This is a genomic window from Cupriavidus yeoncheonensis, assembly GCF_905397275.1.
GTDB classification, from domain to species: domain Bacteria; phylum Pseudomonadota; class Gammaproteobacteria; order Burkholderiales; family Burkholderiaceae; genus Cupriavidus; species Cupriavidus yeoncheonensis.
The window spans coordinates 26,708-53,638 of record NZ_CAJPUY010000007.1; the positions used below are offsets into that span (position 1 = coordinate 26,708).

A 26,931-nucleotide genomic window follows, 5' to 3' on the forward strand; every position below is an offset into this window, starting at 1 on the left:
GTTATGGACCTTGGGTCACTGGCTCGGAGTCGGCCAGGTAGGCATCGAGCGGCACCGGCCGCCCGATGGCGTAGCCCTGGGCGTAGTCCACGCCGATCGCGCGCAGCGCGTTCAGCGTGCGCTCGTCTTCCACCCATTCGGCCACCGTCCGCACGCCCAGCCGGTGGCCGATGTCGTTGATGGAGCTGACGATCTCGCGGTCGACCATGTTGTCGGCCAGGTTGCGGATAAAGCTGCCGTCGATCTTGAGGTAGTCCACCGGAAACTGCTTGAGGTAGGCAAACGACGACAGGCCGGAGCCGAAATCGTCGAGCGCCACCGTGCAGCCGGCGCGCCGCATTTCCGTCACCACGCGGTTGGCGGCGGCCATGTTGTTGATCAGCGCGGTTTCCGTGATCTCGAGCCGGATGCGGTTCGCGGGCAGGGCGGACTGCTCCAGCTCGGTATGCAGGAAAGGCAGCAGGAAAGGCTCGCCCAGCGAGTTGGCCGACAGGTTGACCGACACCGACAGGCCGGGCACCGCGCACAGCCGCGCGCCGTATTCGCGCAGCACGTTGCGGATCACCCAGCGGTCGACGTGCCCCATCAGGTCATAGCGCTCCGCGGCCGGGATGAAGGCGCCGGGCATGATCATCTCGCCGTCCTCGTCGACCATGCGCACCAGGATCTCGATATGGCGTTCCCCGCGGCTGTCGCCGGGCCTTTGCTGCAGCGCGCGGATCTCCTGCGCGAACAGCCGGAAGTGGTTGCCCTCCAGCGCCGAGTGGATGCCCGCGGCCACTTCGAGTTCGCGATGGTGGCGCCGCGCATCGCTTTCGTCGCGGCGATAGACCGACACGCGGCTGCGCCCGGCCGCCTTGGCGGCGTAGCAGGCCACGTCGGCGCGGCTCATCAGCTCGCCGACCGGCGGCACGTCCTGGTCGATGGCGGCAATGCCGATGCTGGCGCCCACGTCGTACACGCGGCCGTCCCACGGGAAGCGCCGGCTGCGGATGGCGTCGATCACGCCCTGGCCGATGGCCTCGGCCTGGTCGACCGTGCAGTCCTTGAGCAGCAGCCCGAACTCGTCGCCGCCGAGCCGCGCGAGCAGGTCGTCGGCGCGCACATGGTTGCGGATCAGGTAGCCCAGCTCGCGCAGCAGGATGTCGCCGGCGCCGTGGCCGGCGGTGTCGTTGACGATCTTGAAGCGGTCCAAGTCGATGAAGCACAGCGCGCCGCGGTGGCCCTGCGTGCGCGCGGCGTCGCAGGCCTCGCGCAGCCGCTTTTCGAACCAGGTGCGGTTGGGCAGCCCGGTGAGCGCGTCGTGCATGGCGGAATGGGCCAGCTCGCGCTGCATCGCGCGTGCCGTGGTGATGTCCTGGAACACCAGCACCGCACCCAGCACATCGCCCGACGCGGTAAGCACCGGGGCGGCGGAATCCTGCACGTCGTGGCGCTCGCCGGTCAGGCTCTGCAGCACCGCGCCCTCCTGCAGGTAGGCCGGCGTGAGCGTCTGCAGGCAGGCCTCGACCGGGCTCGGGATGGGCAGTCCGGTGATTTCGTCGACGATGCGGAACACGCGCTCCAGCGGCAGGCCGCTCGCGCTGGCCATGCTCCAGCCCGTGAGCTGTTCCGCAATCGGGTTCATGAAGGTCACCCGGATGGCGGCGTCGGTGCAGATCACCGCATCGCCGATCGACTGCAGCGTGATGTGCAGGCGCTCCTTTTCCTCGAACAGCGCCTCGGTCAGGCGGCGTTGCTCGGTGATGTCCCAGTTCGTACCCACCAGCGCATGCGCGGTGCCGTCGTCATGGCGCGTGACATTGGCCATGGCGCGCACGTGGCGCACGTCGCCATCGGGCCGCACCACGCGGTATTCGGTGTCGAACGGCTGTTCGCCGCGGATGGCCTTGCGCATCTCGCCGTTCACGCGCGCCACGTCCTCGGGATGGAGCATGGCAATCCACTGCGCGATCCCCGGCGCGCCGTGCGTGGCCTCGGTGCCGTGCAGCGCGTGCATGCGGGCATCCCAGGTGATGCCGGAACTGGTGAAATCCCATTCCCAGATGCCCACGCCGCCGGCTTCCACCGCGAGCTGGGTGCGGCGCGAGAGCTGTTCGAACTGCTCCTGCGCGAGCTTGCGCGAGTGGATATCCTCGATCTGCGCGATGAAATGCAGCGGGTTCCGGCTTTGCTGGTCGCGCACCAGCGACACCGCCAGGAGGGCCCAGCGGTACTCGCCGTCCTGGTGCAGGAAGCGCTTCTCCATGCGGTAGGACTCGATCTCTCCGGCCAGCAGTCGTCGCACCTGGCGCAGGTCGGCGTCCAGGTCGTCGGGGTGGGTGATGTCCTGGAAGCGCTGCTGGTGCAGCACCGCCGGGCTGTAGCCCAGCAGGTCCGTCAGGGCGCGGTTCACGGTCTGCCAGCGGCCGTCCAGCCCGGTCAGCGCCATGCCGATGGCCGAGTGCTCCATGGCCAGGCGGAAGCGCTGGTCGCTGCTGTGCAGGCTGGCGCGGCCGTGGCGGTTCTGCTCGGCCAGGTAGGCGATGCAGACCGGGAACACCATGATCAGCGCCGCCGACAGCGGCACCGACTGCTGCACCTGCGCCGCCACCGCGGCCAGCTCCATGGTCAGAGTGGCCAGCAGCGTCAGCAGCGCCGTGCCGAACGGGTTGGCGAACATGGCCGCGAGCACCAGCGGCAGCGACATGGCGACGAACGGATCGTGGCCCTGCCACAGCGCGAACACACCGATGGCCAGGCACAGCGCGAGCAGGCCGGCCTGCGGCAACAGCATGCGCCGCGCGAAGGTCGCGCGTTCGCGTGCCGCGCTGATGGTCAGCGCCAGCGGCAGCAGGACCACCATGCCAAGCGCGCCCGCCTGCCACCAGGTCCACCAGATGCTGGCAAAGCGCGTGCCGGCGACCCAGGTCAGCGCCGCCGCGCCGGCCGTGGCACCCAGTGCCGGCCCCAGCACGCAGGCCACGCCGAGCGTGAGCGCGAAGTTGCCGAGCGGGCCCAGGCGCTCCGCGCTTGCATGCGCCGAGACAAAGCGCAGCAGCCGTGCCGACCAGGCGACCTCGAACAGGTTCGCGCCGGACAGCAGCACGGCGGTGTCCAGGCCGTCCAGAAACAGGAAGTTGGCGGCCAGGTTGGCGCAGACCATGCTGGCAAGCAGCCACGGCGCCTCGGCGCGCGGACGGTGCAGCAGCAGGCCCAGGCAAAAGGCGTTGGGCAGCCACAGCGTGGCCACGCTGCCGGGCAGGCGCGCCAGCCAGATGCCCAGCGCGGCCAGGGCGAAGTAGCCCATGCCGCAGATCAGCATGGGCAGCCAGCGGCGCAGCGGGGCGCCAATGGAAGGAGCGGCCGTATCGACCGTGTCGGGCGTCATGGACGGTTCTGGCAGGCAGGAACGTGGGTTCAACGTCGCCAGGGCGGACCGTGCCCCAGCGTAGCGTCACTTTATCGGTTCGGGTACGCCGGCACGCCGGAGACAGCAGCCAGGTACCGTGCCTGTTGCCACTGGTGCTGGCGCAACTTTTTTGGTATGGCGCTGCCGCCGCGCGGTCCTGGCCAAGTGTGCCTTTCCCCACAGACACGGCCATGCCGCTCCCTGCACTCTGAAACATCCGCGCCGCATGGGCGACGCGATGTCCGCACGGGGGAAGCAGCATGGCTCGTTATCTGCGAGTGGCGGCATGGTCGCTGGCCGGCGTGGTCGTGGCTGCGGCCGGGGTCGTCTATGGCGCCATGCTGATCGGCGACCAGAAGGCCGGGCGCACGATTGACGTCAGGGTCGCGCCGGTTGCCTATCGCGACGATGCCGGCAGCATTGCGCTTGGCAAGTACCTGTTCGAATCGCGCGGCTGCATGGAATGCCATGGCGCCGCCGCCGGCGGGCGCCAGGTGTTCGATGACCCCGCCGGCCTGCAGGTGCGCGCCCCCGACCTGACGCCCGGCAATGCCGAGATCGCCCGCTACCAGCCGATCGACTGGGTCCGCAGCATCCGCCACGGTATCGGCCCATCGGGCCGGCCGCTGCTGATCATGCCCAGCGAAGACTACAACCGGCTCAGCGACGACGACCTGGCCGCGCTGGTGGCGTACCTGCGCAGCCTGCCCCCGGGCCTTGGCGCGCCCGCCGACATCCGCATGCCGTGGTTCGTGCGCGCCATGTATGGGGCGGGCTTTATCCGCGATGCGGCTTCCAAGATCGACCACAAGCTGCCGCCATCGCCGGCGATGGTGCCGTCGGTGACGGCGCAGTACGGCGGCTACGTGGCCAATGCCTGCCAGGGGTGCCACCGCGCGGACCTGCGCGGCGGCAAGATTCCCGGCGCGCCGCCCGACTGGCCACCCGCGGCGGACCTGCGGCCCGTTTCCGGCGGCGCCATGGCGCGCTATGGCCAGGCCGCCGCCTTCATCGCCATGATGCGCAGCGGCAAGCGGCCCGACGGATCGGCCATCAGCAGCGTGATGCCGTTCGATTCCTTCGGCCGCATGAACGACACCGACCTGACCGCGCTCTACCTGTACCTGGCCGGCCTGCGCAGCTGAGGCGTCAGCCTTGCCGGCGCGCCAGGCGCCGGCCGGCCGCGATGCCGGGCAGTTCGACCCAGCGGTGCAGCAGCATGGCCAGGAACAATGCCAGCACGGCATCGATGGCGAAGCGCGTCAGTTGCATGCCGTACTGGTCCGGCGCCAGTTCGGGCATCAGCCGCTTGACGCCCTCGATCACGGTAGGGTGGACCAGGTAGAGGGCGTACGACAGCTCGCCCAGCCATACCAGCGCACGCGGGACGCGCAGCAGGCCGGTGTGCTCGGCCGCGACCGCGCCCGCCAGCAGCGCGGCGGCGGGAAGCCCGCGGCCCGCCAGGCTGAAATCCGGTCCGACGAGCGGCAGCGATGCCAGGAACCCGCCGATGCCGATGGCCAGCATCGTCCACGCCGCGCCGCGCGTCAGCAGGTGGCGCCAGCGCGCATAGGCCCACGCCAGCAGGCAGCCGAGCAGGAACTCCAGCACCAGCGGATTGCTCGCCATCGCCACCCACGGCGACACGAATGGATTGCCCTGCGCGGGGTCCATGACGGGCGCGCCAAAGCGCCACCACGGCAGCGCCAGCGTGAACACGGCGAACAGCGCCAGCACCACCCACAGCGCGCGCCGGCCAGCGAGCCACAGTCCGAGCGCGAAGGCGCCGTAGAACGCGATCTCGTAGTTGAGCGACCAGCCCACGTACAAGGCGGGATAGCCGTAGTAGGGCGCATGGTCCGCGCTGGTCGGCACGAAGGCGAGCGATGCCGCGAATACTGCGGGCGTCACCGGGTTCAGCAGCAGCGCGTGGATGGCCGACATGGTCCAGTACGGCGGCGCCAGCCGGCAGCAGCGGCGGATCACGAAGCTCAGCGGCGCTTCGGGCCGCGGCCGCGCCAGCACCGCCACCCACGCAATGATGAAGCCGCTGATGACGAAGAACACATCCACGCCGACATGGCCGCGCTTGATGACGTTGGCGGTGATCCACGCGAGCACGGGCGTCTGCTCCGTGCCCAGTGTCAGGCCGGAGTGGTACAGCACGACATACGCTGCAGCCAGCCCGCGCAGGGCCTGGATGCTGTCGAGTGTCGCGATGTCGCGTCCGCGGGATTCTGGAATAGTCGGTGTCACTGTTGCTGCCGTGGCTGGCGATGAGCCCTGATCTCCTGACTGACCGTGCCGGCTTGCACAAAGTTCGTGCATCTCGCTCGCACGGCGTACACCGCCGGCAAGGTGACTGGAATTGCACTATGCTCATTTGTCCGCGGCGGCCGGTCAATGGCATGGCTGCGACGCGTGAACAGGAGCAACGGGCAACGTACCCAAGGAGTGTCCCCGCATGACTACCCTCAACATCAACGGCAAGGCGCAGGAAGTCGACGTGGATCCGTCCACGCCGCTGCTGTGGGCCTTGCGCGACAACCTTGACCTGACCGGGACCAAATTCGGCTGCGGCATGGCCGCGTGCGGCGCCTGCACGGTCCATAGCAACGGCCAGGCCACGCGCAGCTGCGTGACGCCGATCTCGGCGGCGGCCGGTGCGCGCATCACCACCATCGAGGGCGTGAATGCCGACAAGGTCGGCCGCGCGGTGCTCGACGCGTGGATCAAGCATGACGTGGCCCAGTGCGGCTATTGCCAGAACGGGCAGGTGATGAGCGCGGTGGGGCTGCTGCGCACCAAGCCCCGGCCTACCGATGCCGACATCGACCAGGCCATGGCCGGCAACCTGTGCCGCTGCGGCACCTACCAGCGCATCCGGGCCGCGATCAAGGACGCGGCCCGCGCGCTGGCCTGAGCGGAGGTGCCTGAGATGCGTATTCGTGGACTCGAGGCCCTGGCCGGCGCAAAGGCGCAGGGCGGCAATACCGACAGCATCGGCGACACCGGCGTGGCGACGCTGGATCGCCGCAGCTTTCTCAAGCTGACCGGCCTGGCCGGCGGCGGCCTGGCGCTGGGCATGGTGCCCGTCGCGCAGGCACAGGAAGGCGGCGCACCGAAGGCGCCGCCATCGGCGCCGCAGGCGTTCCTGGTGATCGCGCCGGACAACACGGTGACGATCGCGGTGAACCGTCTGGAATTCGGCCAGGGCGTGCACACCGCGCTGCCCATGGCGCTGGCCGAGGAGCTGGACGTGGATTGGCGCAACGTGCGCGCCGCGCTGGCCCCCGCCGGCGATCCGTACAAGGACCCCGGCTTCGGCATGCAGATCACCGGCGGCTCGACGGCCATCAACCATTCGTTCCAGCAGTACCGCGAACTCGGTGCGCGCGCCCGCGCCATGCTGGTCGCCGCGGCGGCGCAGCAATGGCAGGTCGATCCTGCCAGCTGCAAGGTCGAGCAGGGCGTGGTGACCTTGGGCAGCCGGCGTGCCACGTTCGGCGAACTGGCGCCGGCGGCCATGGCGCTGCCGGTGCCGCAGCAGGTGCGCCTGAAGGATCCTTCGCAGTTCCGGCTGGTGGGCAAGCCCACGCCGCGGCTCGATGCGCGCAGCAAGCTCGAGGGCAAGCCCGCGTTCGGCATCGACACGCGCGTGAAGGACATGATGGTGGCCGTGGTGGCGCGTCCGCCGCGCTTTGGCGGCAAGGTCAAGTCGTTCAATGCCGACAAGGCACGCGCGATCAAGGGCGTGAGCGACGTGATGCTGGTGCCCGTGGACCGCGGCGGCACCGGCGTGGCCGTGGTGGCCGACGGTTACTGGCCGGCCAGGCAGGCACGCGAGGCACTGCAGATCGAGTGGGAAGACACCGGCTCGAAGGTGTCGTCGCAGGCGCTATTCGACGAATACGCGAAACTGGCCACGCAGCCCGGCACCGTGGCGCGCGCCGGGGAGGGGGATATCGCCGCGGCCGTGAACGGCGCGCCGCGCAAGATCGAAGCCGAATACCGGTTCCCTTACCTCGCCCACGCGCCGATGGAGCCGCTGAACTGCACGCTGCAGCCCGAGGTGGTCGGCAGCAAGGTTCAGTCGGTCAAGGTGTGGGTCGGGTCACAGTTCCAGACCGTCGACCAGGCCGCCGTTGCGCGCGTGTTCGAACTGAGCCCCGACAAGGTCGCGCTCAACACCATGATGGCGGGCGGCGGCTTTGGCCGCCGCGCGGTGCCCACGTCGGACTACCTGGTGGAAGCCGCCAATGTGCTGCGCGCCTGGGTCGCCGACGGCCACACCGAACCCATCAAGGTGATCTGGAGCCGCGAGGACGACATCCGCGGCGGCTACTACCGTCCGCTGCATGTGCACCGCGCCCGCATCGGCCTGGATGCGCAGGGCAAGGTGGTGGGCTGGCAGCACACCATTGTCGGCCAGTCGATCCTGAAGGGCACGCCGTTCGAGCCGTTCATGGTGAAGAACGGGGTGGACGCGACCATGACCGAGGGCCTGCTCGAAAACGACTACAACCTGCCGATGCAGCTCTCGGTGCACCACCCGCAGGTCGATGTGCCGGTGCTGTGGTGGCGCTCGGTCGGCAATACGCACACCGCATACGTCAAGGAAACGCTGGTCGACGAAATGGCCGCGGCGGCGAAGCAGGACCCGGTGGCCTACCGCCTGGCGCGGCTGGACGAGAGCAAGCACGTGCGCCATCGCGCCGCATTGCAGCTTGCGGTGGAGAAGTCCGGCTACGGCAAGCGCAAGCTGCCCAAGGGTCATGCCTGGGGCGTGGCGGTGCATGAGTCGTTCAGCTCGGTAGTGGCCCATGTGGCCGAGGTCTCGCTGGTCAAGGGCCAGCCGCGCGTGCACCGCGTCACCGCGGGCGTGCATGCCAACCGCGTGGTCAACCCGCTGTCGGCCGAGGCGCAGATCCAGGGCGCGTGCATCTTCGGGCTGGCGATGACGCGGCCCGGGTTTGCCATCGAGATCGAGAACGGCGTGGTGAAGAACAGCAACTTCCCTGACTACCCGCCGCCGCGGATCACCGACGCGCCGGTGGTCGACGTGTTCTTCGTGCCGTCGCAGGATCCGCCCACGGGTCTTGGCGAACCGGGCGTGCCGCCGATTGCCCCGGCGGTCGCCAATGCGCTGTTCGTGCTGACAGGCAAGCGGCAGCGCCAGTTGCCGTTCGTGCTGGCCTGACCCGCCACCCCCGCGCCGGAGGTGCATGCCGCCTCCGGCGCTGCACGGTTGCAGGCCAACACCAGCGGCGCCGGCGGCGCATCACCCGTCTGCGGGCCTGACGGCTGCGTGTTGTAATCGCGCAGCCGGGGGCGGGCCCTATTGCCTTTGCCGCCCGGCCCGCGTAGAACGTGAAAAAAAGCCAGGGCGGCGCCTGCCCGACGAACCGAGGTGTGTCCATGGAGACCCAGGAAAGCGCGCTGACCATGGCGCTGATGACCGAACCCGCACGCGTGAAGATCTGCCGGGCCTTGCTGCAGGCCGGCGAAGAGGGGCTGCCCGCGTCCGACCTCGCGCAACTGGCCGGGCTGCCCATCAAGCGCGCCGGCCACCTGTTCGAGGAAATGCTACAGGCCAACGTGGTCACGCTGGCCATCCGCGACCGCCGGGTCTGCTACGTGCTCAAGGCGAGGCTGGCAGTCACCGAAGCGCTCGGCTACATCGACGCCAGCGGGCTGGCCGACTGAACCCGCTTGCGGCGGACCGGTCCCGCGCTGTGGGCTACCTGCTGACTTCCTTCAGCGCGCGGGCGCGTGTGGCCTGCATATCCTGCATCAGCCGGTAGGCGGCGTAGTACTTGAAGATATTGCGCACATAGGTCGTGGTCTCGATGCCGATCTTCTCGGCCACCACGATTTCCACATTATTGAACCACTTGTCCGGGTCCAGCCCGCGCGCCGCGGCCTCCTTGCGCATCTTCGCGATATTGCCTGGCCCGGCGTTGTAGCTGGCGAAGGCAAAGAGCGGCCGGTTCGATTCCGAGAAGTGCGCATCGGGGAAATACCGCGTCATCAGGTGGTCCATATATTTGGCGCCGGCGTGGATGTTCGACTCGACCTCCCGGATATTGCCCACGTTGAGCTGCTTGCCGGTGGCGGGCATGATCTGCATGATGCCGATCGCGCCGACACGGCTGCGGGCCTGCTGGTTCAGTTGCGATTCCTGGAAACCCTGCGCGGCCAGCATCAGCGGGTCGAAGCTGTAGTCCTTGCCGTATTTGTCGAAGAAGGCAATGGTCTGCTCGAAGCGCTTGTACTCGGCGTCATTAGTGTTGTTGCGGATCTGCTTGATGCTTTTCATCAACTGCTTGAGCCGGTATTCCGCGACGCCGTGCTTCTTCAGGTAGTTGATATAGAAGTCGTTCAGCGCCAGCCGCATCTGCGGGCTGTTCTTGCGGAAGGCCCAGCCGATATAGCCCTCGGCGCGGACTACGAGATCCTCGCGCACATTGATTTTGGGGAGGATCTGCGCCCACATCGCGGCTTTCCAGTCGTCTACCACGATGATTTGCAGCAGGCCGGCATTGACCATCTCCATCGCATCTTCGTCCTCCAGCGCATCGGGCAGCAGCACAAGCCGGATGGGTGCCTTGCCGGTCTGGCGCAGGCTGTCGTTCAGGACCTTCAGGCTGTCGTAGTAGCTGCTGGTGCGCCGCACGTGCACGGTCTTGCCGGAGAGGTCCTGGAGGCCGGTCAGCACCGGCGCCTTGGGTCCCGTGACGATCAGCTCGCGTACGGGCTTGCGATCGCGCGGCGCGGTGAAGTCGACCACCTTGAGCCGGTCTTCGGTTTCGGTAATGTTGCCGGCGGCAATATCGCCCAGACCGGCGGCCAGGTCGGGCAGCAGGCGGTCGCGCGTCGTCGGGAGGATGATGACCGTCAGCGGGCGCTTGCCAAGGCGGCTGGCGTAGGTCTTGTTCAGGTAGCGCTCGAAGTCCCGTACCAGTCCGGCGGTAAGGCCGCATTCGTGGCCCTTGTCGCTGAAGTACAGCGTGCGGCTGTAGGGCACCAGCACGCGGATGACGCGCCGCTGGAGCATGGCGTCGAAATCGCCCTGCCAGGGTTTGTTGCCCAGGTTGAGCCGACGCACGGCGGTGGCACGGGTTCCGGCAGGGGCGGGCGCCGCGGCCGCAGGCGCGGCAGCCAGGGGCGGCTTTTGCTGCGCGGCGGCCATCGGGCCGAAGAAGCAAGCTGCCGCCATCAGGCCTTGCAAGAGGAGGCCTGCCAGCATGGACGGCAAGCGTGGAGCGGGCATTTCGGCAGCGCCGCAGCCGGGATTGCCTGCGGCGCCTGCTCATTGAGTCTAGTGCGGATACGGGACGGTACAAGCCGGGCGTGAACCCTGCTCGCGGCATGCAGCGTCAGCGGTGGCACGCCTGGCCGCCGCCGACGAAGCGGCTGCAGCTTGCTACTGCTTTGGCGTCATGAGCTCCTGGCGGGCGGCGCTGTCCGCGGCCTGGTTCTCGGCCTTGCGTTCCTGCTTGGCTGAGTTGACGTCCTGCTTGTACTCGCCCTTGGCAGCCTTCTTGGAAGTCTTGTACTCATCAGACGCCTGCTTGCGCGCTTCGCGGCGTTGCACCAGCGGATCCTTTGGTGGCTCGATCTGGGTCATGCCGGGCGGGACGCCTTGCGCGGCGGCGGGCGCGGCGGGCGCGGCCGGCGTGGCGGGAGTTGCGGGAGTTGCGGGAGTTGCGGGAGTTGCGGGAGTCTGGGCAAAGGCGGCGGCACAACTCAGACCGGCCAGGACCGCGGCAAGTGCGCCGGCCTTACGGGTCGGACGGACGGGCTTTTTCAGATCCATTTGGAACCTCATCAGGTTGTTGTCGGATGCGACCGGCAGGCAGGCTGTTGCACGGGAGCAGATAGCGGCACCTGTGATCCAGCGGGTCGTCGGCTGCAGGGTTCAATCTAGCGGCGGGATGGGGTTGGCGATGTCGGGGTTGGGCCGAATGAATGGGGGGGGATGTCTGACAGCGGTGTAGAGCCTCGCGGGCTCGGCTGTTTCGGAGTCTGGCCGACGAGTCACTTGTACGAGCGGCGAAAGTAAGCAAAAGGCGCATTTACCGGGTGGGCAATGGCCCGGACCGGAAAGGCGAGAATTCTTTCTGCATTGCGGACGGTGTGCGAGTCAGCTTTTCCCGATGCCATGCCAGGGGACCGTATCGGACGAGGGGCGAGACCGTACAATGCCGTGGCTGGCTGCGTCACGGCCGCCACGGACGCATCATGGGCCGATCAGCCCTTCCCTGGTGGCGCGAACGACGGCTTCGACGCGCGTGGCGACGCCCAGCTTCTCGCGCGCATTGTCGATGTGGAAATCGACGGTGCGCTTCGACAGGCCCAGGATCGTGGCGATCTCGCCCGAGGTCTTGCCGCGCGCCGACCACGAGAGCGCTTCGATTTCCCGCTCGCTCAGGGCAACGTGCAGCGGCGCGTGACGCGGGGTCTTCGCGGCGCGTGCCAGCCGGGCTTCGATGATGCTCTCGAGAATGTCGAAGTCGACGGGCTTGGTCACGTAGTCGTCGGCGCCGAGGCGCCGGCCCTTGAGTTCAGCGTCGCGTTGGGCGAGCGCAGTGAGGAAGACAAGCGGGATCCCGGCAAAGCGGGGCGCGAGGGCGCGCAGGCGGGTCAGCAGTTCGAAGCCGTCCATGACGGGCATGCCGACGTCGCACGGGACAAGATCGGGCGGCGCGCGCAGGACCGACGCGAAGCCGGACCGGCCGTCATGCTCGACCGTGACCTGATAGCCCCGCTCGACCAGTTCTTCGGCAATCAGCGCGGCGGTTTCGGCATCATCTTCAATGCACAGGATATGTCGTGGCGCGTTGTCGGCGGGAGTGGAAGGGGTAGACATGACGGATGGCGTCGGAGGCCGCGGCCGGCTACCTCCAGGTTATTGATCCGGCATAGTCGAACTTGAATCAAGCCGCATAGCGAACAGGCCCATGCTCGAAGTACTTTCGAATCCGCTCAGGCTGACGTTGCACGCTGCGCAAGTGGCGCGCGGTGGCTTTGACCAACTGCAGCTTCGTGCGTGCCGGGGCCAGCGTCGTCACAGCCTGCTTGATGTCTGCGTTGGCCGTCGGGGTTGAGCTCGGGGCTATAGCTGGGCAGGTAGAACACCTCGATCGCATCGACATGATCGGCCAGCCAGGCCTTCACCGGTTTGGCGTGGTGCACCCGCAGGTTGTCCAAGATCAGGAACAGTTTTTTGCTCGCACCTGTGATCAACCGGCGCAGAAAGTCGATCAGGATGCGCGCGTTGAGCGCCCCGTCGAAGATGCGCCAGCGCATCTGTCCTTTGTTGGTCACGGTGGAGATGACCGACAAGCCATGGCGTTTGTTGTTGACTCGGATCACCGGCGTTTGCCCCTTGGGCGCGAAGCCGCGTCCGCGCACGTCGTCGCTGCGAAGACCGCTCTCATCGCCCCAGTGAATCTCGGCACCCTCGGCCTTGGCCCGCGCTGCGATGACCGGGTAGTCCTCGTCCAGCCACTTCTTGACCGCCGCAGGCGATTGTTCGTAGGCCTTCTTCATCGGCTTTTGCGCCGTGAAGCCCCAGCGCGACAAATACAGCCCCATCGTGCGCACTGGCAGCCGCACACCAAAGCGCTGCTCGATGAGTTGCGACACCGCCGCGCGCGTCCACAGCGCGTAGGGCATCTTCAACTGGTCGGGCGTCTTGTCCGTGATGAGTTTGCGCACCGTCGCCTCCTGCGTCGCATCCAGCAGTCGGCCCTCGCCGCTCTTGCGCCCGCTGGGCGCATCGCGCAAGGCCTTCGCACCTGCCAAGAAGCGGCTGGAGCTGGCTGTGCCGGTCAGCATCCTGATCATCATGGTGCTGCTGTACGGCCTGTTCAATTCGCTGCGCGACAGTGTGATGGCGCTGGCGGGCATTCCGTTCGCCATTGCGGGCGGGGTGTTCGCGCTGTTCGCGACCGGACTCGATTTCAGCATCTCCGCGGCCATCGGCTTCGTGTCGCTGTTCGGGGTCTCGGTGATGGACGGCATCCTGATGATCACGTACTACAACCAGTTGCGCCAGCAGGGCGAGAAATCCGAAGCCGCGATGTCCCAGGCCGCGCAGCAGCGCATGCGGCCCATGCTGATGACGGCGCTGTCGGCTTGCATCGGGCTGTTCCCGGCGGCGATTTCGACCGGGATCGGCAGCCAGGTGCAACGGCCGTTGGCGACTGTGGTGGTGGGCGGGATGCTGATCGGGCCGTTGATGCTGCTGGTCATCGTGCCGGCGCTGCGCATGGTGTTCATCGGCAGGAAGGAACGCTGACTGCACATGGAATGGAGGCGCGAAGGCCGGCCGGTTCGCGTTATCCCTGTCCAGCCGCACTGGCGTTGTGTATATTAATCGCCACTTATCGGCGCGCTACAGAGGCCGTGCAGGCCGGCCGCAACGCCCGCCAAGGCCCCCCCGAGGCCGACCAAGGGAAAACCCGTATCAAGTCCCTGTCTTGAAATGGCCATACCCCGTCCCTATAATTAGCACTCGCTGGGGGTGAGTGCTAACAGCTCCCTGCGGTACCCGAAATTCCGCGGCCGCCGAACCTGATCGCGGCTCGCATGTGAATCAAAACTCACTTTTGTATTTAGGAGTCCGTATGAACCTGCGTCCTTTGCACGACCGTGTGATCGTGAAGCGTCTGGACAATGAAACCAAGACCGCGTCCGGTATCGTGATTCCCGACAATGCCGCCGAGAAGCCGGATCAAGGCGAAGTGCTGGCCGTCGGCCCGGGCAAGAAGGATGACAAGGGCAACAACATTGTCCTCGACGTCAAGGTGGGTGACCGCGTGCTGTTCGGCAAGTACGCCGGCCAAGCCGTGAAGGTGGAAGGCCAGGAACTGCTGGTCATGCGCGAAGAAGACATCATGGCCGTGGTGAACAAGTAATCACTTGTTGACGACTACCACCGTACCGAATTAGGAGAATCAGAACATGGCAGCAAAAGACGTAGTATTTGGCGACGCCGCCCGCGCCAAGATGGTCGAAGGCGTGAACATCCTCGCCAACGCGGTCAAGGTTACCCTGGGTCCGAAGGGCCGCAACGTGGTGCTGGAGCGCAGCTTCGGCGGCCCGACCGTGACCAAGGACGGCGTTTCCGTGGCCAAGGAAATCGAGCTGAAGGACAAGCTGCAGAACATGGGCGCCCAGATGGTCAAGGAAGTGGCTTCCAAGACCAGCGACAACGCCGGTGACGGTACCACCACCGCTACCGTTCTGGCCCAGTCGATCGTGCGCGAAGGCATGAAGTTCGTCGCCGCCGGCATGAACCCGATGGACCTGAAGCGCGGTATCGACAAGGCTGTCGCCGCCGCCGTGGAAGAGCTGAAGAAGGTCAGCAAGCCGACCACGACCAGTAAGGAAATCGCCCAGGTTGGCGCGATCTCGGCCAACAGCGACACCTCGATCGGTGAGCGCATTGCCGAAGCCATGGACAAGGTCGGCAAGGAAGGCGTAATCACCGTCGAAGACGGCAAGTCGCTGGCCGACGAGTTGGAAGTCGTGGAAGGCATGCAGTTCGACCGCGGCTACCTGTCGCCGTACTTCATTAACAACCCGGAAAAGCAAGTTGTCCAGCTGGACAGCCCGTTCGTGCTGCTGTTCGACAAGAAGGTTTCGAACATCCGCGACCTGCTGCCGGTGCTGGAGCAAGTGGCCAAGGCTGGCCGCCCGCTGCTGATCATCGCTGAAGACGTCGAAGGCGAAGCCCTGGCGACCCTGGTGGTGAACAACATCCGTGGCATCCTGAAGACCGCCGCCGTCAAGGCCCCGGGCTTCGGCGACCGCCGCAAGGCTATGCTGGAAGACATCGCCATCCTGACCGGCGGCACCGTCATCGCTGAAGAAATCGGCCTGACGCTGGAAAAGGCGACCCTGAACGACCTGGGCCAAGCCAAGCGCATCGAGATCGGCAAGGAAAACACCATCATTATCGACGGCGCCGGCGACGGCGCTGCGATCGAAGGCCGCGTGAAGCAAATCCGCGCCCAGATCGAAGAAGCGACCTCGGACTACGACCGTGAAAAGCTGCAAGAGCGCGTGGCCAAGCTGGCCGGCGGTGTTGCCGTGATCAAGGTTGGCGCTGCCACCGAAGTCGAAATGAAGGAAAAGAAGGCCCGCGTGGAAGACGCCCTGCACGCCACCCGCGCTGCGGTGGAAGAAGGCATCGTCCCCGGCGGCGGTGTGGCCCTGCTGCGTGCCCGCGCTGCGATCTCGGCACTGACCGGCGAAAACGCCGACCAGAACGCCGGTATCAAGATCGTGCTGCGCGCCATGGAAGAGCCGCTGCGCCAGATCGTGCTGAACGCCGGTGAAGAAGCTTCGGTCGTCGTTGCCAAGGTCATCGAAGGCAAGGGCAACTACGGCTACAACGCTGCTTCGGGCGAGTACGGCGACCTGGTTGAAATGGGCGTGCTGGACCCGACCAAGGTCACCCGCACCGCACTGCAGAACGCCGCTTCGGTGGCTTCGCTGATGCTCACCACCGACTGCGCAGTTGCCGAATCGCCGAAGGAAGAGTCGGCTCCGGCAATGCCGGGCGGCATGGGCGGCATGGGCGGCATGGAAGGCATGATGTAATTCATCGCCGACCGACTGCCGTTCGCGGCGGGCTGTCTAAAAAAACCCCCGCAAGCGAAAGCTTGCGGGGGTTTTTGCGTCCGACCGTGGCCGCGCACGCGGCGCGACAAGACGGTCGATTTTCCCTGATCGAACAGGCCCAGCGTGTGCTATGGCGACCCGCGGTTGCGGGGGCGCGACTGGAATACCGGCGAGCCGTTCGAGATCGCGCGCCATCTTCCGCACCATCGTGGCCGGCGTGCTGTTTCCGTACAAGACCACGCGTCATTTCTTCGAGCCGCGGCTCGGGATACGGCGGTGCCGCTGACGCGGCTCAAGGGGGGAGAGGCAGGGTGGCCGGCACCAGGCAACCAGGGCTCGGGCAGGGCCGAGGCCAGCGGATCAGGCCGGGCGGAACGTGTACTGACGGTCCAGCTTGTACTTCACCGTGTACCCAATGGCCAGGCCGATCACTGCGCCGAGGTAGCGCATCTCGCGCGTGTCGAACAGATAGTCGAAACCGAACTCGAAGGCCCAGAACATCAGGGTGGTCGCCAGTCCGGTCGCGGTATATATGATGAAGGTCTGCCCGTCGTGGCTCGCGTTGCGCGGGCTGAACCGGAAGATGAAGCGCTTGTCGAGTACATATTTCAGGAGCAGTCCCACTCCCGTCCCCGCGACCACGGAAAGCAATACCTGGAAAGGTCCCGTGTAATGTCGGATCAGGATGTCCTGGACGCCAATGTTTGCCGCCGTAGCGATCAGCGCGAGCATCGCATAGGTAATAGCCAACCCCATAACCTGTCATCACCCGTAAAGTTGATGCCGAAGTCTGAACCACCCCTGTCCTGACCGTCAATGCGGGCGCTTCACTAGTGCATTTGGCGGATTGTGTGCGCCTTGTTACTGCCTAGAATCAAGCTCAAGTGCCGGTCAGAAGCAAGCATCATTTCGCGAAGTGACATAAGGCAGGTCACGACAGGCGCTACAAATTAAAGCAAAAAACAACGGTTTGACGGACGAATGCGGGTTGGCATCACGGTTGGCGGGCAGGGCACGCGCCAGGATTTCCCCGACATGACGAAGATTCCGGGCAATACGCCGGAAGCGCCTTCGCCGGGAAGCACGGCCGCACTCTGATCACGTCTTGCCAGGTTGCCCGGCCCTTGTTGTCTGCCGGGGAGAAGTCATGGGCAAGCCGAAGATTCCGCTTTGCGTGGACCTGGATGGGACGCTGATCCCAGGGGACCTGCTACTTGAGTCGTGCATCGCCCTGCTCAGGCAGAACCCGCTTTATCTGTTGCTGATACCCTGCTGGCTTTGCCGGGGCAAGGCCTATCTCAAAGCGCAGATCGCTCGCCGCGCACAGCTGAATCATGCCTCGTTGCCGTTCCACCGCGAACTGGTCGCCTGGCTCAGGGAGCAGAAGCAGCGTGGACGCCCGCTCTGGCTTTGCACGGCCGCCAACCACCGCCTGGCGGAGGCCGTGGCGAACCATCTCAAACTGTTCGATGGGGTCCTTGCCAGCAGCGATACCCACAATCTCCGTGGACGGCAGAAGGCGTATTCGCTGGCGCAAAAATTCGGCGCCAAAGGGTTTGACTATTGCGGTAACGATCGTGTGGATCTGGCCGTGTGGTCTGTCAGTCGCGGCGGAGTGGTCGTGAATGCGAGCAAGGGCGTGGAAGCCCGGGCCCGCGCCGTCACGGATATCTACAAAACTTTTGCGCCTGATGGCCATATCGTACGCGCCGTCGCAAAGACGCTGCGTCCGCATCAATGGGTAAAGAACCTGCTGCTGCTGGTGCCGCTGGCGGCGGCGCACAAGCTCGGCGAGCCCGGTGCGCTGGGCTCGGCGCTGCAGGCGTTCGTGGCATTCAGCCTGTGTGCGTCGTCAGTCTATGTGCTCAATGACATGCTGGATGTGGAATCGGACCGCCTGCATCCCAGCAAATCCCGTCGACCCTTTGCCTCAGGACAGCTTTCGCTGTTAGCCGGATTCTTCCTTGCGCCGCTGTTGCTGGCCGGCGCAGTGGCCGCCGCGTGGACGCTTCCATGGGAATTCAAGAGTGTATTGTGCGGATACTATGCCCTGACGCTGGCATATTCCACGGTCCTGAAGCGGCTGGTGGTGGCCGACGTCGTGGTCCTGGCCGCGCTTTACACGATTCGCATCGTGGCGGGCGCCATGGCGGTAGGCGTGGTTCTGTCATTCTGGCTGCTGATGTTCTCGCTGGCGCTCTTCTTCAGCCTGGCGCTCGTGAAGCGTTATGCCGAACTGAAGGTCATGCAGCGCGAAGGCCGGCTGGAGTCGGCAGGGCGGGGCTATCGTCTGGAAGACCTTGCGATCGTAGAGAATCTCGGGACGGCCGCGGGCTACCTGAGCGTCGTGGTGTTGGCACTCTACATCAACAGTCCGGCTGTCGAGATGCTCTATCGCCGGCCCCAGTTCATCTGGGGGCTCTGCATGCTGTTGCTGTATTGGATCAGCCGGGTATGGGTGCTGGCCCACCGGGGCATGATGCACGACGATCCGGTCGTGTTCGCACTGAAGGACAGGGCGAGCCTTGCCATCGTCCTGTGCGGGGCAGTGACCGTGTACCTTGCCACATGACATGGAGCGGCAACCGATGTATTCCTGGGGCAGGTCTGTCCGATCTGATTGCGCGTTGCTGGCGCTGCCATGCCGCACTGAGGAGCTGCCACCCCTGCCGGACTTTGCCGGCAGCTACCTGCCGTTTGGAAATGGCCGCAGCTACGGTGACAGCTGCCTGAACACCGGCGGCGCGCTGCTTTCTACCCACGGGCTCGACCGCTTTATTGCCTTCGATCCAGGCAGCGGCATTCTGTGCTGCGAAAGCGGCGTGCAGTTGGCTGAGATTTCCCGCCTGATGGTGCCTCGCGGCTGGTTCCTGCCAGTGACGCCTGGCACACGTTTCGTGACGATCGGCGGTGCCATTGCCAATGATGTGCATGGCAAGAACCACCATGGGCAAGGCACGTTCGGATGCCATGTGCTGCGATTCATGCTGCGCCGTTCGGACGGTGCGGAATGGCTGTGCTCTCCGGACGAGAACCCCGACTGGTTCTCTGCGACGATCGGCGGGCTCGGACTGACTGGCCTGATCCTCTGGGCCGAGATCCAGCTGCGCCGCATCGAGAACCCGTGGATCGTTTCGGAAGCGGAGCGGTTTTCGCATATTGATGAATTTTTCGAACTGAGCGAATCCGGAACCAGTTACGAATACAAGGTGGCGTGGCTGGATTGCTCCGGGCCAGGTCGTCGGATGGGGAGAGGAATCTTCACGCGGGCCGATCACGCACCCGCGGGGTTCCGTCGCGAGGGCGCTGCGCGAGCGAAGCGTCCGGCGGCGGTCGGCTTCACGCCGCCGTTTTCGCTAGTGAACACCTGGTCGGTGAGGGCGTTCAACAGCCTGTATTTCCACCGCGCCGGGAACGAGGCCGTAAGTGCGAGCGGGCATTGCGAGTCGTACTTCTATCCGCTCGACCATGTGCGGCACTGGAACCGCATATACGGGCCGCGGGGGTTCTATCAGTACCAGTGCGTGGTACCGAGCGACGGCCAAGGGCGCGAGGCCGTTGCCGAACTGCTCAGGCTGATTGCGGGCAGCGGCATGGCCTCCTTTCTTGCGGTGCTGAAGCAGTTCGGCGATCGACCTTCACCAGGGCTCCTTTCATTCCCTCAGCCCGGCACCACGCTCGCATTGGATTTCCCGAATCGCGGCGAGGCCCTGCATCGCCTTTTCGCCAGCCTCGATGCAGTGGTGATGGCTGTGCGCGGCCGTCTTTATCCGGCAAAGGATGCACGCATGCCCGGGAATGTATTCCGTGCAGGCTACCCCCAGTGGCATCGCTTCAGCTCGTATATCGATCCCGCCTTCTCGTCCAGCTTCTGGAGGCGGGTCATGGAGGACGAATGAAAAATATCCTGATAATCGGCGCAACCTCGGCCATGGCTGAGGCGGCCTCGCGCCGCTTTGCCGAGCGCGGGGATAAACTCTTCCTGGTCGGCCGCAATGCGGGTCGTCTGCAAGCAATCGCCGAAGACCTGGGGGTGCGTGGTGGTGCTGGCGTTCATTCCTGCGTCATGGACGTCAACGATACCGCGGCGCACGAAGCCATGCTGGATGAGGCCGAGAGCGCCATGGGAGGCGTGGATGCGGTCCTGATCTGCCATGGCACACTGTCCGATCAGCGTGCGTGCGAGCTCTCGGTATCGCTGACACTGGCGGAGATCCAGACCAATGCACTGTCCGTCGTGGCCCTGCTGACGCTCATTGCCAACCGGATGGAGCGCCGGTGCGTAGGCACCATCGCGGTCGTATCTTCGGTGGCCGGTGAGAGGGGCCGGCAGAGCAATTATGTGTACGGCAGCGCCAAGGCCCTGGTGACGGCCTTCATGTCGGGATTGCGGCAGCGCATGGCCAAATGCGGGGTGGCGGTGGTGACGATCAAGCCGGGGCTGGTCGATACGCCGATGACCAAGCGGCTTCGCAAGGGGGCGCTGTGGATCCAGCCGGATACGGCTGGCAAGGCAATCGTGCGCGCCATGGATGCGGGAGTGGCGGAAGCCTATGTGCCGGGGTTCTGGCGGGGCATTATGCTTGTGATCCGGTGGCTGCCGGATCTGGTGTTTAAACGGTTGGCGTTCTGAAATGCGCGTCCTGTTCGCGAACAAGGCACGTGGTGCGCTGGCGCAGCTTCCCCCACCTCTGCATCTGCTCCTTTTGCTGACGCCACTAGCGGTTCTGCAAGTTGCAAATCTGGCTGCGGGAGAAGGGTTTGCCTATACGCTGGATGATCCCTACATTCATCTCACGCTTGCACGAAATATCCATGGTGGCCACTACGGTATCAATGCCGGCGAATGGTCGTCACCGTCCTCTAGCATTCTCTGGCCGTTCCTGCTTGCCCCGTTCGCGCCGTTGCCGGGATATCAGTATGTTCCGCTGGTCCTGAATTTGCTGTTCACTGCTGCGGCATTGACTGTGCTCTATGCTTTTATCAGGCAGCAATTCAATCGTCCGACCGCGGCAGCATTCGGTGCCTTGTGCATGGCCATTGGCACAAATCTGTATGGCCTTGCGTTCACGGGCCTGGAGCATTCGCTGCAGGTATTGCTGGTTATCATCATCACCACGCGCTACTGCCGCACAAACCTGGACAACGTCTTTTGGGTCGCGCTGGTGCTTCTGCCTCTCGTCCGGTATGAAGGATTTGCGATCAGCCTGCCGCTGTGTGCCTATGCGTGGCATGCCGGATACCGGAGAGCTTCACTTGGCGCATGTGCCGCGATGATCGGCACATGCGGAGGCTTTTCAGTATTCCTGCTGATGCATGGGTTGCCGCTACTGCCGTCTTCAGTGCTCGCCAAAACTGACCTGAAGGGTTTGGCGACGATTGTGCAAAACGTAGTTGACAATGCCGTGAGCGAGCCTGCTCTATTCCTGCTGGTGGTGGGGCTAGCCGCCTATTTTTTTCACCAGCGCCGCTGGCACCAGTACTTTGTTTTGTTTGCTAGCGCGGTGTTCTTTTACGCATTCGGAAAGTGTGGTGGGTTCGGGCGCTACGAAGTATTCTTCGTGATGTTCGTGCTGCTGCAAGCCGTGTACTGGTGGATGCGGGCCTTGCACGGCACTTCTCGCGCCCAGGATGCGCGGTGGGTGCTGCGACCGATGGTCTGGTCGCTGGTGTGCTTTCTGCCCCTTCTGATAGCGACGATGTGGACGCCAACGGGATCTTCCAATATTTACCGCCAGCAGGTGCAAATGGGCGAGATCGCACGGCGCCTGGCCGCACCGGTTGCCGTCAATGACCTTGGCGTTGTTTCTCTCCGCGCGCAAGCCTATGTACTCGATTTGTGGGGACTGGGATCGATCGAGGCGCTTTCGCTGAGGAAGGGGGATCCCAGTTTTCAATGGCTGGACGAGTTCATGAGCAGCAAGAATGTGGATGTGGCCTTCGTCTATGACAGCTGGATTACGCCGCATCCACCCAGGTGGATCCGGGTAGGCGAACTTGTCTTGCCGGGGCGGCGAATCACGCCTGCTTCCGATGTTGTTTCCCTATACGCCACCAATGAGGCTGCAGCGTCCCGTTTGCGCGAGGTGCTGCTTCAATTCAGCGCCAGTTCGCCTCTGGCGGGTTCGATGACGCGCATATTCTGAGAGGCATGCAAGCGCTTGAGCCTTCGGTTCCGGGTTCTGTTGTCGCATTGCGGCCTTCTCGCACAAGGGCCGCTCGCCGGAGTATCAGAAGAAGCAGGCCAACCAGGGCGATCGGCCCCGTCTGTATCGACGTTGCGGCGGCCAGCGGCGCCATCGGCAGCGGCAGGAGCCACGCTGCCAGCAGGACTTCCCGTTCGCCGCGGAGCCAGCCACGTCGAATGCCGTCGACGGCAAGCCAGGCAATGGGGAAGGCGAGGCCGGCGAGGTCGTAGTCGTAGGCGTACGGGCTGACCAGGAATGTGGCTGTCATCAGGGCAGATGCGCGCAACGCCAGTTCGCGGGAACGGCGCCACACGATCCAGACGGCGAGGGCGGCTGCGCATGCGACGATGCCCTGTGCAAGCCAGGCGGCTGGCACTGGAGCATTCACCAGCCTAAGCATGGCAAAGATGGTTGGCATCTTGATCCAAGGCAGCGCACCGGTCTCGAGGGCATTCTGCACGAACGGCAGGCTGCCAAGGAATGCCGAGAGGGTGGCGGTACCAAGGACGGCGGTGCCGGCTGTTATCAGGAGCAGGGCGGTCGCGCCGGCCACGAAGAAAGTGGCCCAGGCACCGGATGCCGCGAGGGCCACTGGGAACAGCACCGCCAGATGCGGCTTGATAGCAAGCAATCCAATGAGGATCCCGGACACGATAGGCCGGCGTTCCAGGCAAAGTAGAGCCGCGGCTGCGAGTGCGGCAGTCAGGAAGGCATTTTGCCCGTGGACGACATTCATCCATGCGCCGGAGAATGCGGCAAGGCACCACATCGCCTCGCGGCCCTGCGCGATGCGCCGGAACACGACCACGTAGGCGGCGAGCGTTGGCAGCAAGAAGGCGAAATAGGCCACAAGGTATGGCAGCAAAGCGAGGGGTAGGATCAACAGATAGAATGTCGGCGGATAAAACCAGGCAAAAACGACCTCGATTCCCGGTACTGCCGCCGTTTCGGCCTGGAATATCAGCGCTACGTTGTATGCGTCCTGGGGATGCCCATCCAGGCCCATGCGGGAGGCTGCCCAGAACGTGATGAAGTCGTACCCCAACGGCTTGCCTTGCGCGGTCAGAAGTCCTTTCGCCAGGAAGCACCACGCCACGACCCCCAGGAGGACTAAGGTCAGCATGATGCGAGAATACGCGATCAGGCGTTCGCGATTCAGCCAATGTTCGGGACGACTCATGCGATGTTCCCCCTGTTGTCCTGACATTCCGGTCTGTGCCGTGATCAGGCATTGCAGATAAGTGGAGTGCAAGCGCGCAGTTCTACGCCGGAGCACAAGGCGTAATCGCCCACGGAATGGGCGATTTGCTTCTATTTTTTTGTGCAGATTGAAGTATAGGATCACTATGCAATGTCGGCGCAATAGTCATTGCTCTACCCGCAGGCAGCGCGGTTGTATTGCTTCCGGGCGGGCGCCGAAATACCGTTGCATCCTGTTGTCGGTGGGCCGAGTCAGAAGAGGGGACTGGAATGAAGGCGGGACACTGGTTGACTTCGAAGCGTTTGGTTTTCTACCCGGCGGCGATGCTACTGGCGCAGATTCTAGGGGTCTGTATTTTGCTGTATCTTCACCGCTATGCGCCCGGCGATGAAGGCATGGCCTTTTCCAGTGACTTTCGCGTATTCTGGAGCGCCTCGCATCTGGCACTGGAGGGGCGTGGCGTCGATGCCTACGACATCAACAAGCTGTTTCCGGTCCTGCAGGGTGTGGACCCAGCTCTGGTGCAGATAAGGGCTTGGTTCTACTGGTTCTATCCGCCGACATTCCTTCTCGTAATCCTGCCGCTGGCCATTCTCCCGTACCTGCTTTCCTATGCGATTTTCACGCTGGGCACGCTGTTCTGCTACGCAGCAATGCTCGCGAGTTTTGCCAAGCCGCATCGCATTGGCCTTCTGATACTGGCGTTTCCACCCACGGTGGTTGCGGCATACAACGGTCAGAATTCATTTTTGACGGCAACCTTGGCCGGTTGTGGATTGATGTTGCTGGAGCGACGTCCGGTGGTGGCGGGCGTATGCATCGGCTTGCTGGCGCTCAAGCCACACCTGGCTATCCTGTTCCCGATCGCGTTGCTTTTCGCACATGCATGGAAAGCGATGCTTGCCGCTGCGGTCACCGCACTCTGCCTTGCAGTCACGAGCCTGCTGGCGTTTGGCACCGATACCGCCTTCGCCTTCATGAACAGTATTGGCATAGCGCGCCAACTGGCGACGGAGGGTGCGCTGCCCCTGGAAAAGATGCCCACCATCTTCAGTGCCGCTCGCCTAATGGGGGCAAGCACATCGCTAGCAAATGGAATCCACTTTTCGGTGGCCCTGTTCGGCATGCTCGCGGTGGTTGTAGTGTGGCGAAAGCCGCAGCCCATGTACCTGCGAGCATCGGTACTGGTGCTGTCGAGTTTATTGGTCAGCCCACATATGTTCGACTATGACCTTACCTGGCTGGCCCTGCCGATTGCATGGATGGGCGTCCACGGACTGGAGCGCGGCTGGCGTCGCGGCGAGCGCGAACTGCTTGTGGCCGCCTGGATTTCGCCACTGGCTTGCGACGCAGTCGCCCGCGGTCTGTCGCTTCAGACGGGGCCGCTGGTCATCCTGGCTATGCTAGGTGTGCTTTTGTACCGGGCGCGGCAGGCGACTCATGCACAGGGCATGGCGATTGAAGTCAGCTCAACCACCTGAGCGTACGGGACTCTTGCGTTCAACAATGGGTCCGCCGTGCAACAATAAGGACGTTGCTTTTTTCTCCGGCGCGCGGATCAGTGGCCGACTTGTAAATGATGGATGCAATAGTCGAACTGATCGAGTGGTGTGCGTCAAACGGATTGCATCTTGTTCATGAGCTTTGCGGGGCAGTGGCAGCGCCAAAAGTCGCTCGGGGTTAGCAGTGCCCGTAAACTCATTCTCTAGAGCTGCTTAGCGTGCAACATGGCTTTTCCTTTGCGGCAATTGCTGTATGCCGCGTTCCCTTGGCACGGCTCAAGAAAATAGGTGCGATGATTTTCGATAGGGCGGGCCGAACGCCCGGTCTGGCCTCTCACCAGAGGTATGAATCAGTTCTGTAACGCACGTCGGGTTTACCTGTGAGCGACACTGGCGTCCCCATACGACATACGCTTCCCGCAAGTGCATTCGCTTGCACTATTGAGGCGGTTCCCTGGACTTCCGCCTGTTGCGGGCCGGATTTGAGACCTCACCGATTCGCGTTTCTGATCCCGCGCGCCGTCTGCTGTTTCCGTTGGATGTTCTTTGCCTACCTAATTGTTCCACCAAAGGACCGATACCAATTGCCACAGGGATGGCCAAGAATGCATGTACGAAGGTAGGGGTTGGAAGTCTCCGGCATTGTCTTCACCGATACGCGTTCGCGTCGGCAGCTGCCGTGGTGACAGGCCATGGTAATGGTCCTGCGGACCCACTCACGCGTTCCGCCCCAGCCAGTACACACATCTGTCATCCGAGGGCAATGCAATATGTCCAGGTACAACAAAAGGAAGGCAAAAGGGGTCATTCTTCCGATCGTCGGCCTGATCCTGGCCGTCTTGCTCGGCATGGCCGGTCTGGTCATCGATCTGGGGGGGCTGTTCGTCGCAAGGACGGAACTGCAGTCGGCGGTGGACAGTTGTGCGCTAGCGGCCGCGCAAGAACTGGACGGGGTGAGTGATTCCACGGTACGGGCCGCCAATGCAGGACTTACGGCGGGCAATGCCAACCAGGTCCAGTTCCAGAAGGTAGCGGTCGCAATCGCCGCCAGCGACATCACGTTCAGTGATGCGCTCAATGGGTCGTTCAGTTCGACGTTCAGTGCCACTGGCGCCAAGTATGCGAAGTGCACTCGCGCTGTAAATGGCATCGCCGCATATTTCATCCAGATGGTTGGCGGACCTTCCAGCAATGGCGTCGCGGCAGTGGCGGTTGCCACGCGGACACACGCGCAGAGGTCCTGTGCCATTCCACTTGGCCTGATTCAGAAGAATACGACGCCGCCCGACTATGGCTTCACCGTCGGCGAGTGGGTCAAGATGCGCTACGACAATTCGGTCGCCGGATCGGGCGAGATGGGATGGTTCAACCTGGACAAGTCCACCAACGCAAATGAGACGGCGGCCGAAATGCTGCATGGCTATTGTGGTGCCTCGCTGGGCGATACGTTGTTTACTCCCGGTAATCAGGCAACGGTCACGGATGTCTGGAACAGCCGTTTCGGCATCTACAAGAGCAACGGTGACATGACCGTGATGACGCCGGATTACAGTGGGTATGCCTATACGCCCACCAATTGGCCGGCGCAGGCTAGCGCTTACGACGGTGCAAAGCCCACCACCTGCAGCCCCGCTTGTCCGACGGCGGCCAACTTCCTGACCAAGAGAGCGAGCTATGCCAACTATGCCGACACTGGTACCCAAGTCAGCGTTGGAGAAGCGATCACAAACCAGAATTTGACAGGCGGATTCAATGTGCTGGCCAAGGCTGGCCAGGGCCAGGATCTTGCCACATTGGGATCCAGCCGTCGGATGGTGAATGTCCCGGTTCTTAGCGCAGGAGGGGTCGTTACGGACTACGCCTGCATGCTGATGCTGCATCCGGTGGCGACGAATACTAAGGATGCCTATCTCGAATACCGAGGCAATGCAGGGGCAGCGAATTCGCCATGCCTGGGCACCGGGCTGGCGGGAGGAACCGCCGGCCCGCTCGTGCCCGTTCTTGTTGAATAGG

19 protein-coding genes and 2 pseudogenes are annotated in these 26,931 nt (G+C 64.3%); 13 read left to right on the top strand and 8 right to left on the bottom strand.

Annotated features, from left to right (window positions below):
• Position 1: 1 nt before the first annotated feature.
• Complete coding sequence (locus KHO22_RS10980; protein ID WP_211947176.1) at positions 2–3,370, bottom strand: diguanylate cyclase; 3,369 nt, start codon at positions 3,368–3,370, stop codon at positions 2–4.
• Between the two features lie 281 nt (positions 3,371–3,651).
• Here KHO22_RS10980 and KHO22_RS10985 point away from each other — a divergent pair, with 281 nt between their 5' ends.
• A complete protein-coding gene (locus KHO22_RS10985; protein ID WP_211947177.1) occupies positions 3,652–4,536 on the top strand; it encodes a c-type cytochrome in 885 nt (294 codons plus the stop codon).
• A gap of 4 nt (positions 4,537–4,540) precedes the next feature.
• Here the strand turns inward: KHO22_RS10985 and KHO22_RS10990 are convergent, their stop codons facing one another.
• Positions 4,541–5,647 carry an acyltransferase family protein gene (locus KHO22_RS10990; protein WP_230426836.1) on the bottom strand — a complete coding sequence of 369 codons (1,107 nt, stop codon included), beginning with the start codon at positions 5,645–5,647 and terminating at the stop codon, positions 4,541–4,543.
• A gap of 208 nt (positions 5,648–5,855) precedes the next feature.
• On the opposite strand from KHO22_RS10990, the gene KHO22_RS10995 reads away from it, so the two are divergent.
• The 3 genes from KHO22_RS10995 (at position 5,856) to KHO22_RS11005 (ending at position 9,097) form a co-directional block, all read left to right on the top strand.
• Entirely contained in the window at positions 5,856–6,314 is a 459-nt protein-coding gene (locus KHO22_RS10995) for a (2Fe-2S)-binding protein (protein WP_211947179.1), read from the top strand.
• A 15-nt stretch (positions 6,315–6,329) separates the two neighbouring features.
• Entirely contained in the window at positions 6,330–8,591 is a 2,262-nt protein-coding gene (locus KHO22_RS11000; RefSeq protein WP_211947180.1) for a xanthine dehydrogenase family protein molybdopterin-binding subunit, read from the top strand.
• A 218-nt stretch (positions 8,592–8,809) separates the two neighbouring features.
• On the top strand, positions 8,810–9,097 hold the full coding sequence (locus KHO22_RS11005) for a helix-turn-helix domain-containing protein (protein WP_211947181.1): 288 nt from the start codon (positions 8,810–8,812) through the stop codon (positions 9,095–9,097).
• 34 nt (positions 9,098–9,131) lie between these two features.
• Here the strand turns inward: KHO22_RS11005 and KHO22_RS11010 are convergent, their stop codons facing one another.
• The 4 genes and pseudogenes from KHO22_RS11010 to KHO22_RS11025 form a co-directional block, all read right to left on the bottom strand.
• On the bottom strand, positions 9,132–10,664 hold the full coding sequence (locus KHO22_RS11010; protein WP_211947182.1) for an MltF family protein: 1,533 nt from the start codon (positions 10,662–10,664) through the stop codon (positions 9,132–9,134).
• Positions 10,665–10,817: 153 nt separating this feature from the next.
• A complete protein-coding gene (locus KHO22_RS32835; protein ID WP_420839588.1) occupies positions 10,818–11,021 on the bottom strand; it encodes a hypothetical protein in 204 nt (67 codons plus the stop codon).
• 612 nt (positions 11,022–11,633) lie between these two features.
• Complete coding sequence (locus KHO22_RS11020; protein WP_211947184.1) at positions 11,634–12,263, bottom strand: response regulator transcription factor; 630 nt, start codon at positions 12,261–12,263, stop codon at positions 11,634–11,636.
• Between the two features lie 67 nt (positions 12,264–12,330).
• Positions 12,331–13,201: pseudogene (locus tag KHO22_RS11025) on the bottom strand (IS630 family transposase); the annotation flags it as partial.
• On the opposite strand from KHO22_RS11025, the pseudogene KHO22_RS11030 reads away from it, so the two are divergent.
• The 3 genes and pseudogenes from KHO22_RS11030 to groL all read left to right on the top strand — a co-directional run.
• Positions 13,197–13,697 (top strand): annotated as a pseudogene (locus KHO22_RS11030) (efflux RND transporter permease subunit); the annotation flags it as partial. The pseudogenes KHO22_RS11025 and KHO22_RS11030 sit on opposite strands and share 5 nt — an antisense overlap.
• 328 nt (positions 13,698–14,025) lie before the next feature.
• The gene (groES, locus tag KHO22_RS11035) at positions 14,026–14,316 is read left to right on the top strand and encodes a co-chaperone GroES (RefSeq protein ID WP_018312524.1); all 291 of its coding nucleotides are present in this window, start codon (positions 14,026–14,028) and stop codon (positions 14,314–14,316) included.
• Positions 14,317–14,362: 46 nt separating this feature from the next.
• Positions 14,363–16,006, top strand: coding sequence for a chaperonin GroEL (gene groL / locus KHO22_RS11040; protein WP_211947185.1), 1,644 nt, complete (start codon positions 14,363–14,365; stop codon positions 16,004–16,006).
• A 381-nt stretch (positions 16,007–16,387) separates the two neighbouring features.
• On the opposite strand, the gene KHO22_RS11045 is transcribed toward groL, so the two are convergent.
• The gene (locus tag KHO22_RS11045) at positions 16,388–16,783 is read right to left on the bottom strand and encodes a GtrA family protein (protein WP_211947186.1); all 396 of its coding nucleotides are present in this window, start codon (positions 16,781–16,783) and stop codon (positions 16,388–16,390) included.
• A gap of 391 nt (positions 16,784–17,174) precedes the next feature.
• Between KHO22_RS11045 and KHO22_RS11050 the strand changes: the two genes are divergently transcribed.
• The 4 genes from KHO22_RS11050 to KHO22_RS11065 are packed head-to-tail and all read left to right on the top strand — an operon-like array spanning position 17,175 to position 22,173.
• Positions 17,175–18,599, top strand: coding sequence for a UbiA family prenyltransferase (locus KHO22_RS11050; protein WP_211947187.1), 1,425 nt, complete (start codon positions 17,175–17,177; stop codon positions 18,597–18,599).
• Positions 18,600–18,615: 16 nt separating this feature from the next.
• Entirely contained in the window at positions 18,616–19,926 is a 1,311-nt protein-coding gene (locus KHO22_RS11055; RefSeq protein WP_230426838.1) for an FAD-binding oxidoreductase, read from the top strand.
• Entirely contained in the window at positions 19,923–20,660 is a 738-nt protein-coding gene (locus tag KHO22_RS11060) for an SDR family oxidoreductase (RefSeq protein ID WP_211947189.1), read from the top strand. Before KHO22_RS11055 ends, KHO22_RS11060 begins: the two co-directional genes overlap by 4 nt.
• A 1-nt stretch (position 20,661) precedes the next feature.
• A complete protein-coding gene (locus KHO22_RS11065) occupies positions 20,662–22,173 on the top strand; it encodes a hypothetical protein (protein WP_211947190.1) in 1,512 nt (503 codons plus the stop codon).
• Here KHO22_RS11065 and KHO22_RS11070 read toward each other — a convergent pair.
• Positions 22,127–23,395 (bottom strand): glycosyltransferase family 87 protein, encoded by a 1,269-nt coding sequence (locus tag KHO22_RS11070; protein ID WP_211947191.1) that lies wholly within the window; start codon positions 23,393–23,395, stop codon positions 22,127–22,129. The genes KHO22_RS11065 and KHO22_RS11070 overlap by 47 nt on opposite strands.
• A 290-nt stretch (positions 23,396–23,685) precedes the next feature.
• Between KHO22_RS11070 and KHO22_RS11075 the strand changes: the two genes are divergently transcribed.
• Complete coding sequence (locus KHO22_RS11075; protein WP_211947192.1) at positions 23,686–24,897, top strand: glycosyltransferase family 87 protein; 1,212 nt, start codon at positions 23,686–23,688, stop codon at positions 24,895–24,897.
• Positions 24,898–25,688: 791 nt separating this feature from the next.
• Complete coding sequence (locus KHO22_RS11080) at positions 25,689–26,930, top strand: pilus assembly protein TadG-related protein (protein WP_211947193.1); 1,242 nt, start codon at positions 25,689–25,691, stop codon at positions 26,928–26,930.
• The last annotated feature ends 1 nt before the right edge of the window (position 26,931 follow it).

Bases quoted from the DNA above. Each gene is read 5' to 3' on its own strand.
- KHO22_RS10980 (WP_211947176.1), bottom strand. From the start codon at position 3,370: ATGACGCCCGACACGGTCGATACGGCCGCTCCTTCCATTGGCGCCCCG.
- KHO22_RS10985 (WP_211947177.1), top strand. From the start codon at position 3,652: ATGGCTCGTTATCTGCGAGTGGCGGCATGGTCGCTGGCCGGCGTGGTC.
- KHO22_RS11050 (WP_211947187.1), top strand. From the start codon at position 17,175: ATGGGCAAGCCGAAGATTCCGCTTTGCGTGGACCTGGATGGGACGCTG.
- groL (WP_211947185.1), top strand. From the start codon at position 14,363: ATGGCAGCAAAAGACGTAGTATTTGGCGACGCCGCCCGCGCCAAGATG.
- KHO22_RS10995 (WP_211947179.1), top strand. From the start codon at position 5,856: ATGACTACCCTCAACATCAACGGCAAGGCGCAGGAAGTCGACGTGGAT.
- KHO22_RS11075 (WP_211947192.1), top strand. From the start codon at position 23,686: ATGAAGGCGGGACACTGGTTGACTTCGAAGCGTTTGGTTTTCTACCCG.
- KHO22_RS11045 (WP_211947186.1), bottom strand. From the start codon at position 16,783: ATGGGGTTGGCTATTACCTATGCGATGCTCGCGCTGATCGCTACGGCG.
- KHO22_RS11070 (WP_211947191.1), bottom strand. From the start codon at position 23,395: ATGAGTCGTCCCGAACATTGGCTGAATCGCGAACGCCTGATCGCGTAT.
- KHO22_RS11000 (WP_211947180.1), top strand. From the start codon at position 6,330: ATGCGTATTCGTGGACTCGAGGCCCTGGCCGGCGCAAAGGCGCAGGGC.
- KHO22_RS11005 (WP_211947181.1), top strand. From the start codon at position 8,810: ATGGAGACCCAGGAAAGCGCGCTGACCATGGCGCTGATGACCGAACCC.
- KHO22_RS11010 (WP_211947182.1), bottom strand. From the start codon at position 10,664: ATGCCCGCTCCACGCTTGCCGTCCATGCTGGCAGGCCTCCTCTTGCAA.
- KHO22_RS11080 (WP_211947193.1), top strand. From the start codon at position 25,689: ATGTCCAGGTACAACAAAAGGAAGGCAAAAGGGGTCATTCTTCCGATC.
- KHO22_RS11020 (WP_211947184.1), bottom strand. From the start codon at position 12,263: ATGTCTACCCCTTCCACTCCCGCCGACAACGCGCCACGACATATCCTG.
- KHO22_RS11065 (WP_211947190.1), top strand. From the start codon at position 20,662: ATGCGCGTCCTGTTCGCGAACAAGGCACGTGGTGCGCTGGCGCAGCTT.
- groES (WP_018312524.1), top strand. From the start codon at position 14,026: ATGAACCTGCGTCCTTTGCACGACCGTGTGATCGTGAAGCGTCTGGAC.
- KHO22_RS11055 (WP_230426838.1), top strand. From the start codon at position 18,616: ATGTATTCCTGGGGCAGGTCTGTCCGATCTGATTGCGCGTTGCTGGCG.
- KHO22_RS11060 (WP_211947189.1), top strand. From the start codon at position 19,923: ATGAAAAATATCCTGATAATCGGCGCAACCTCGGCCATGGCTGAGGCG.
- KHO22_RS32835 (WP_420839588.1), bottom strand. From the start codon at position 11,021: ATGACCCAGATCGAGCCACCAAAGGATCCGCTGGTGCAACGCCGCGAA.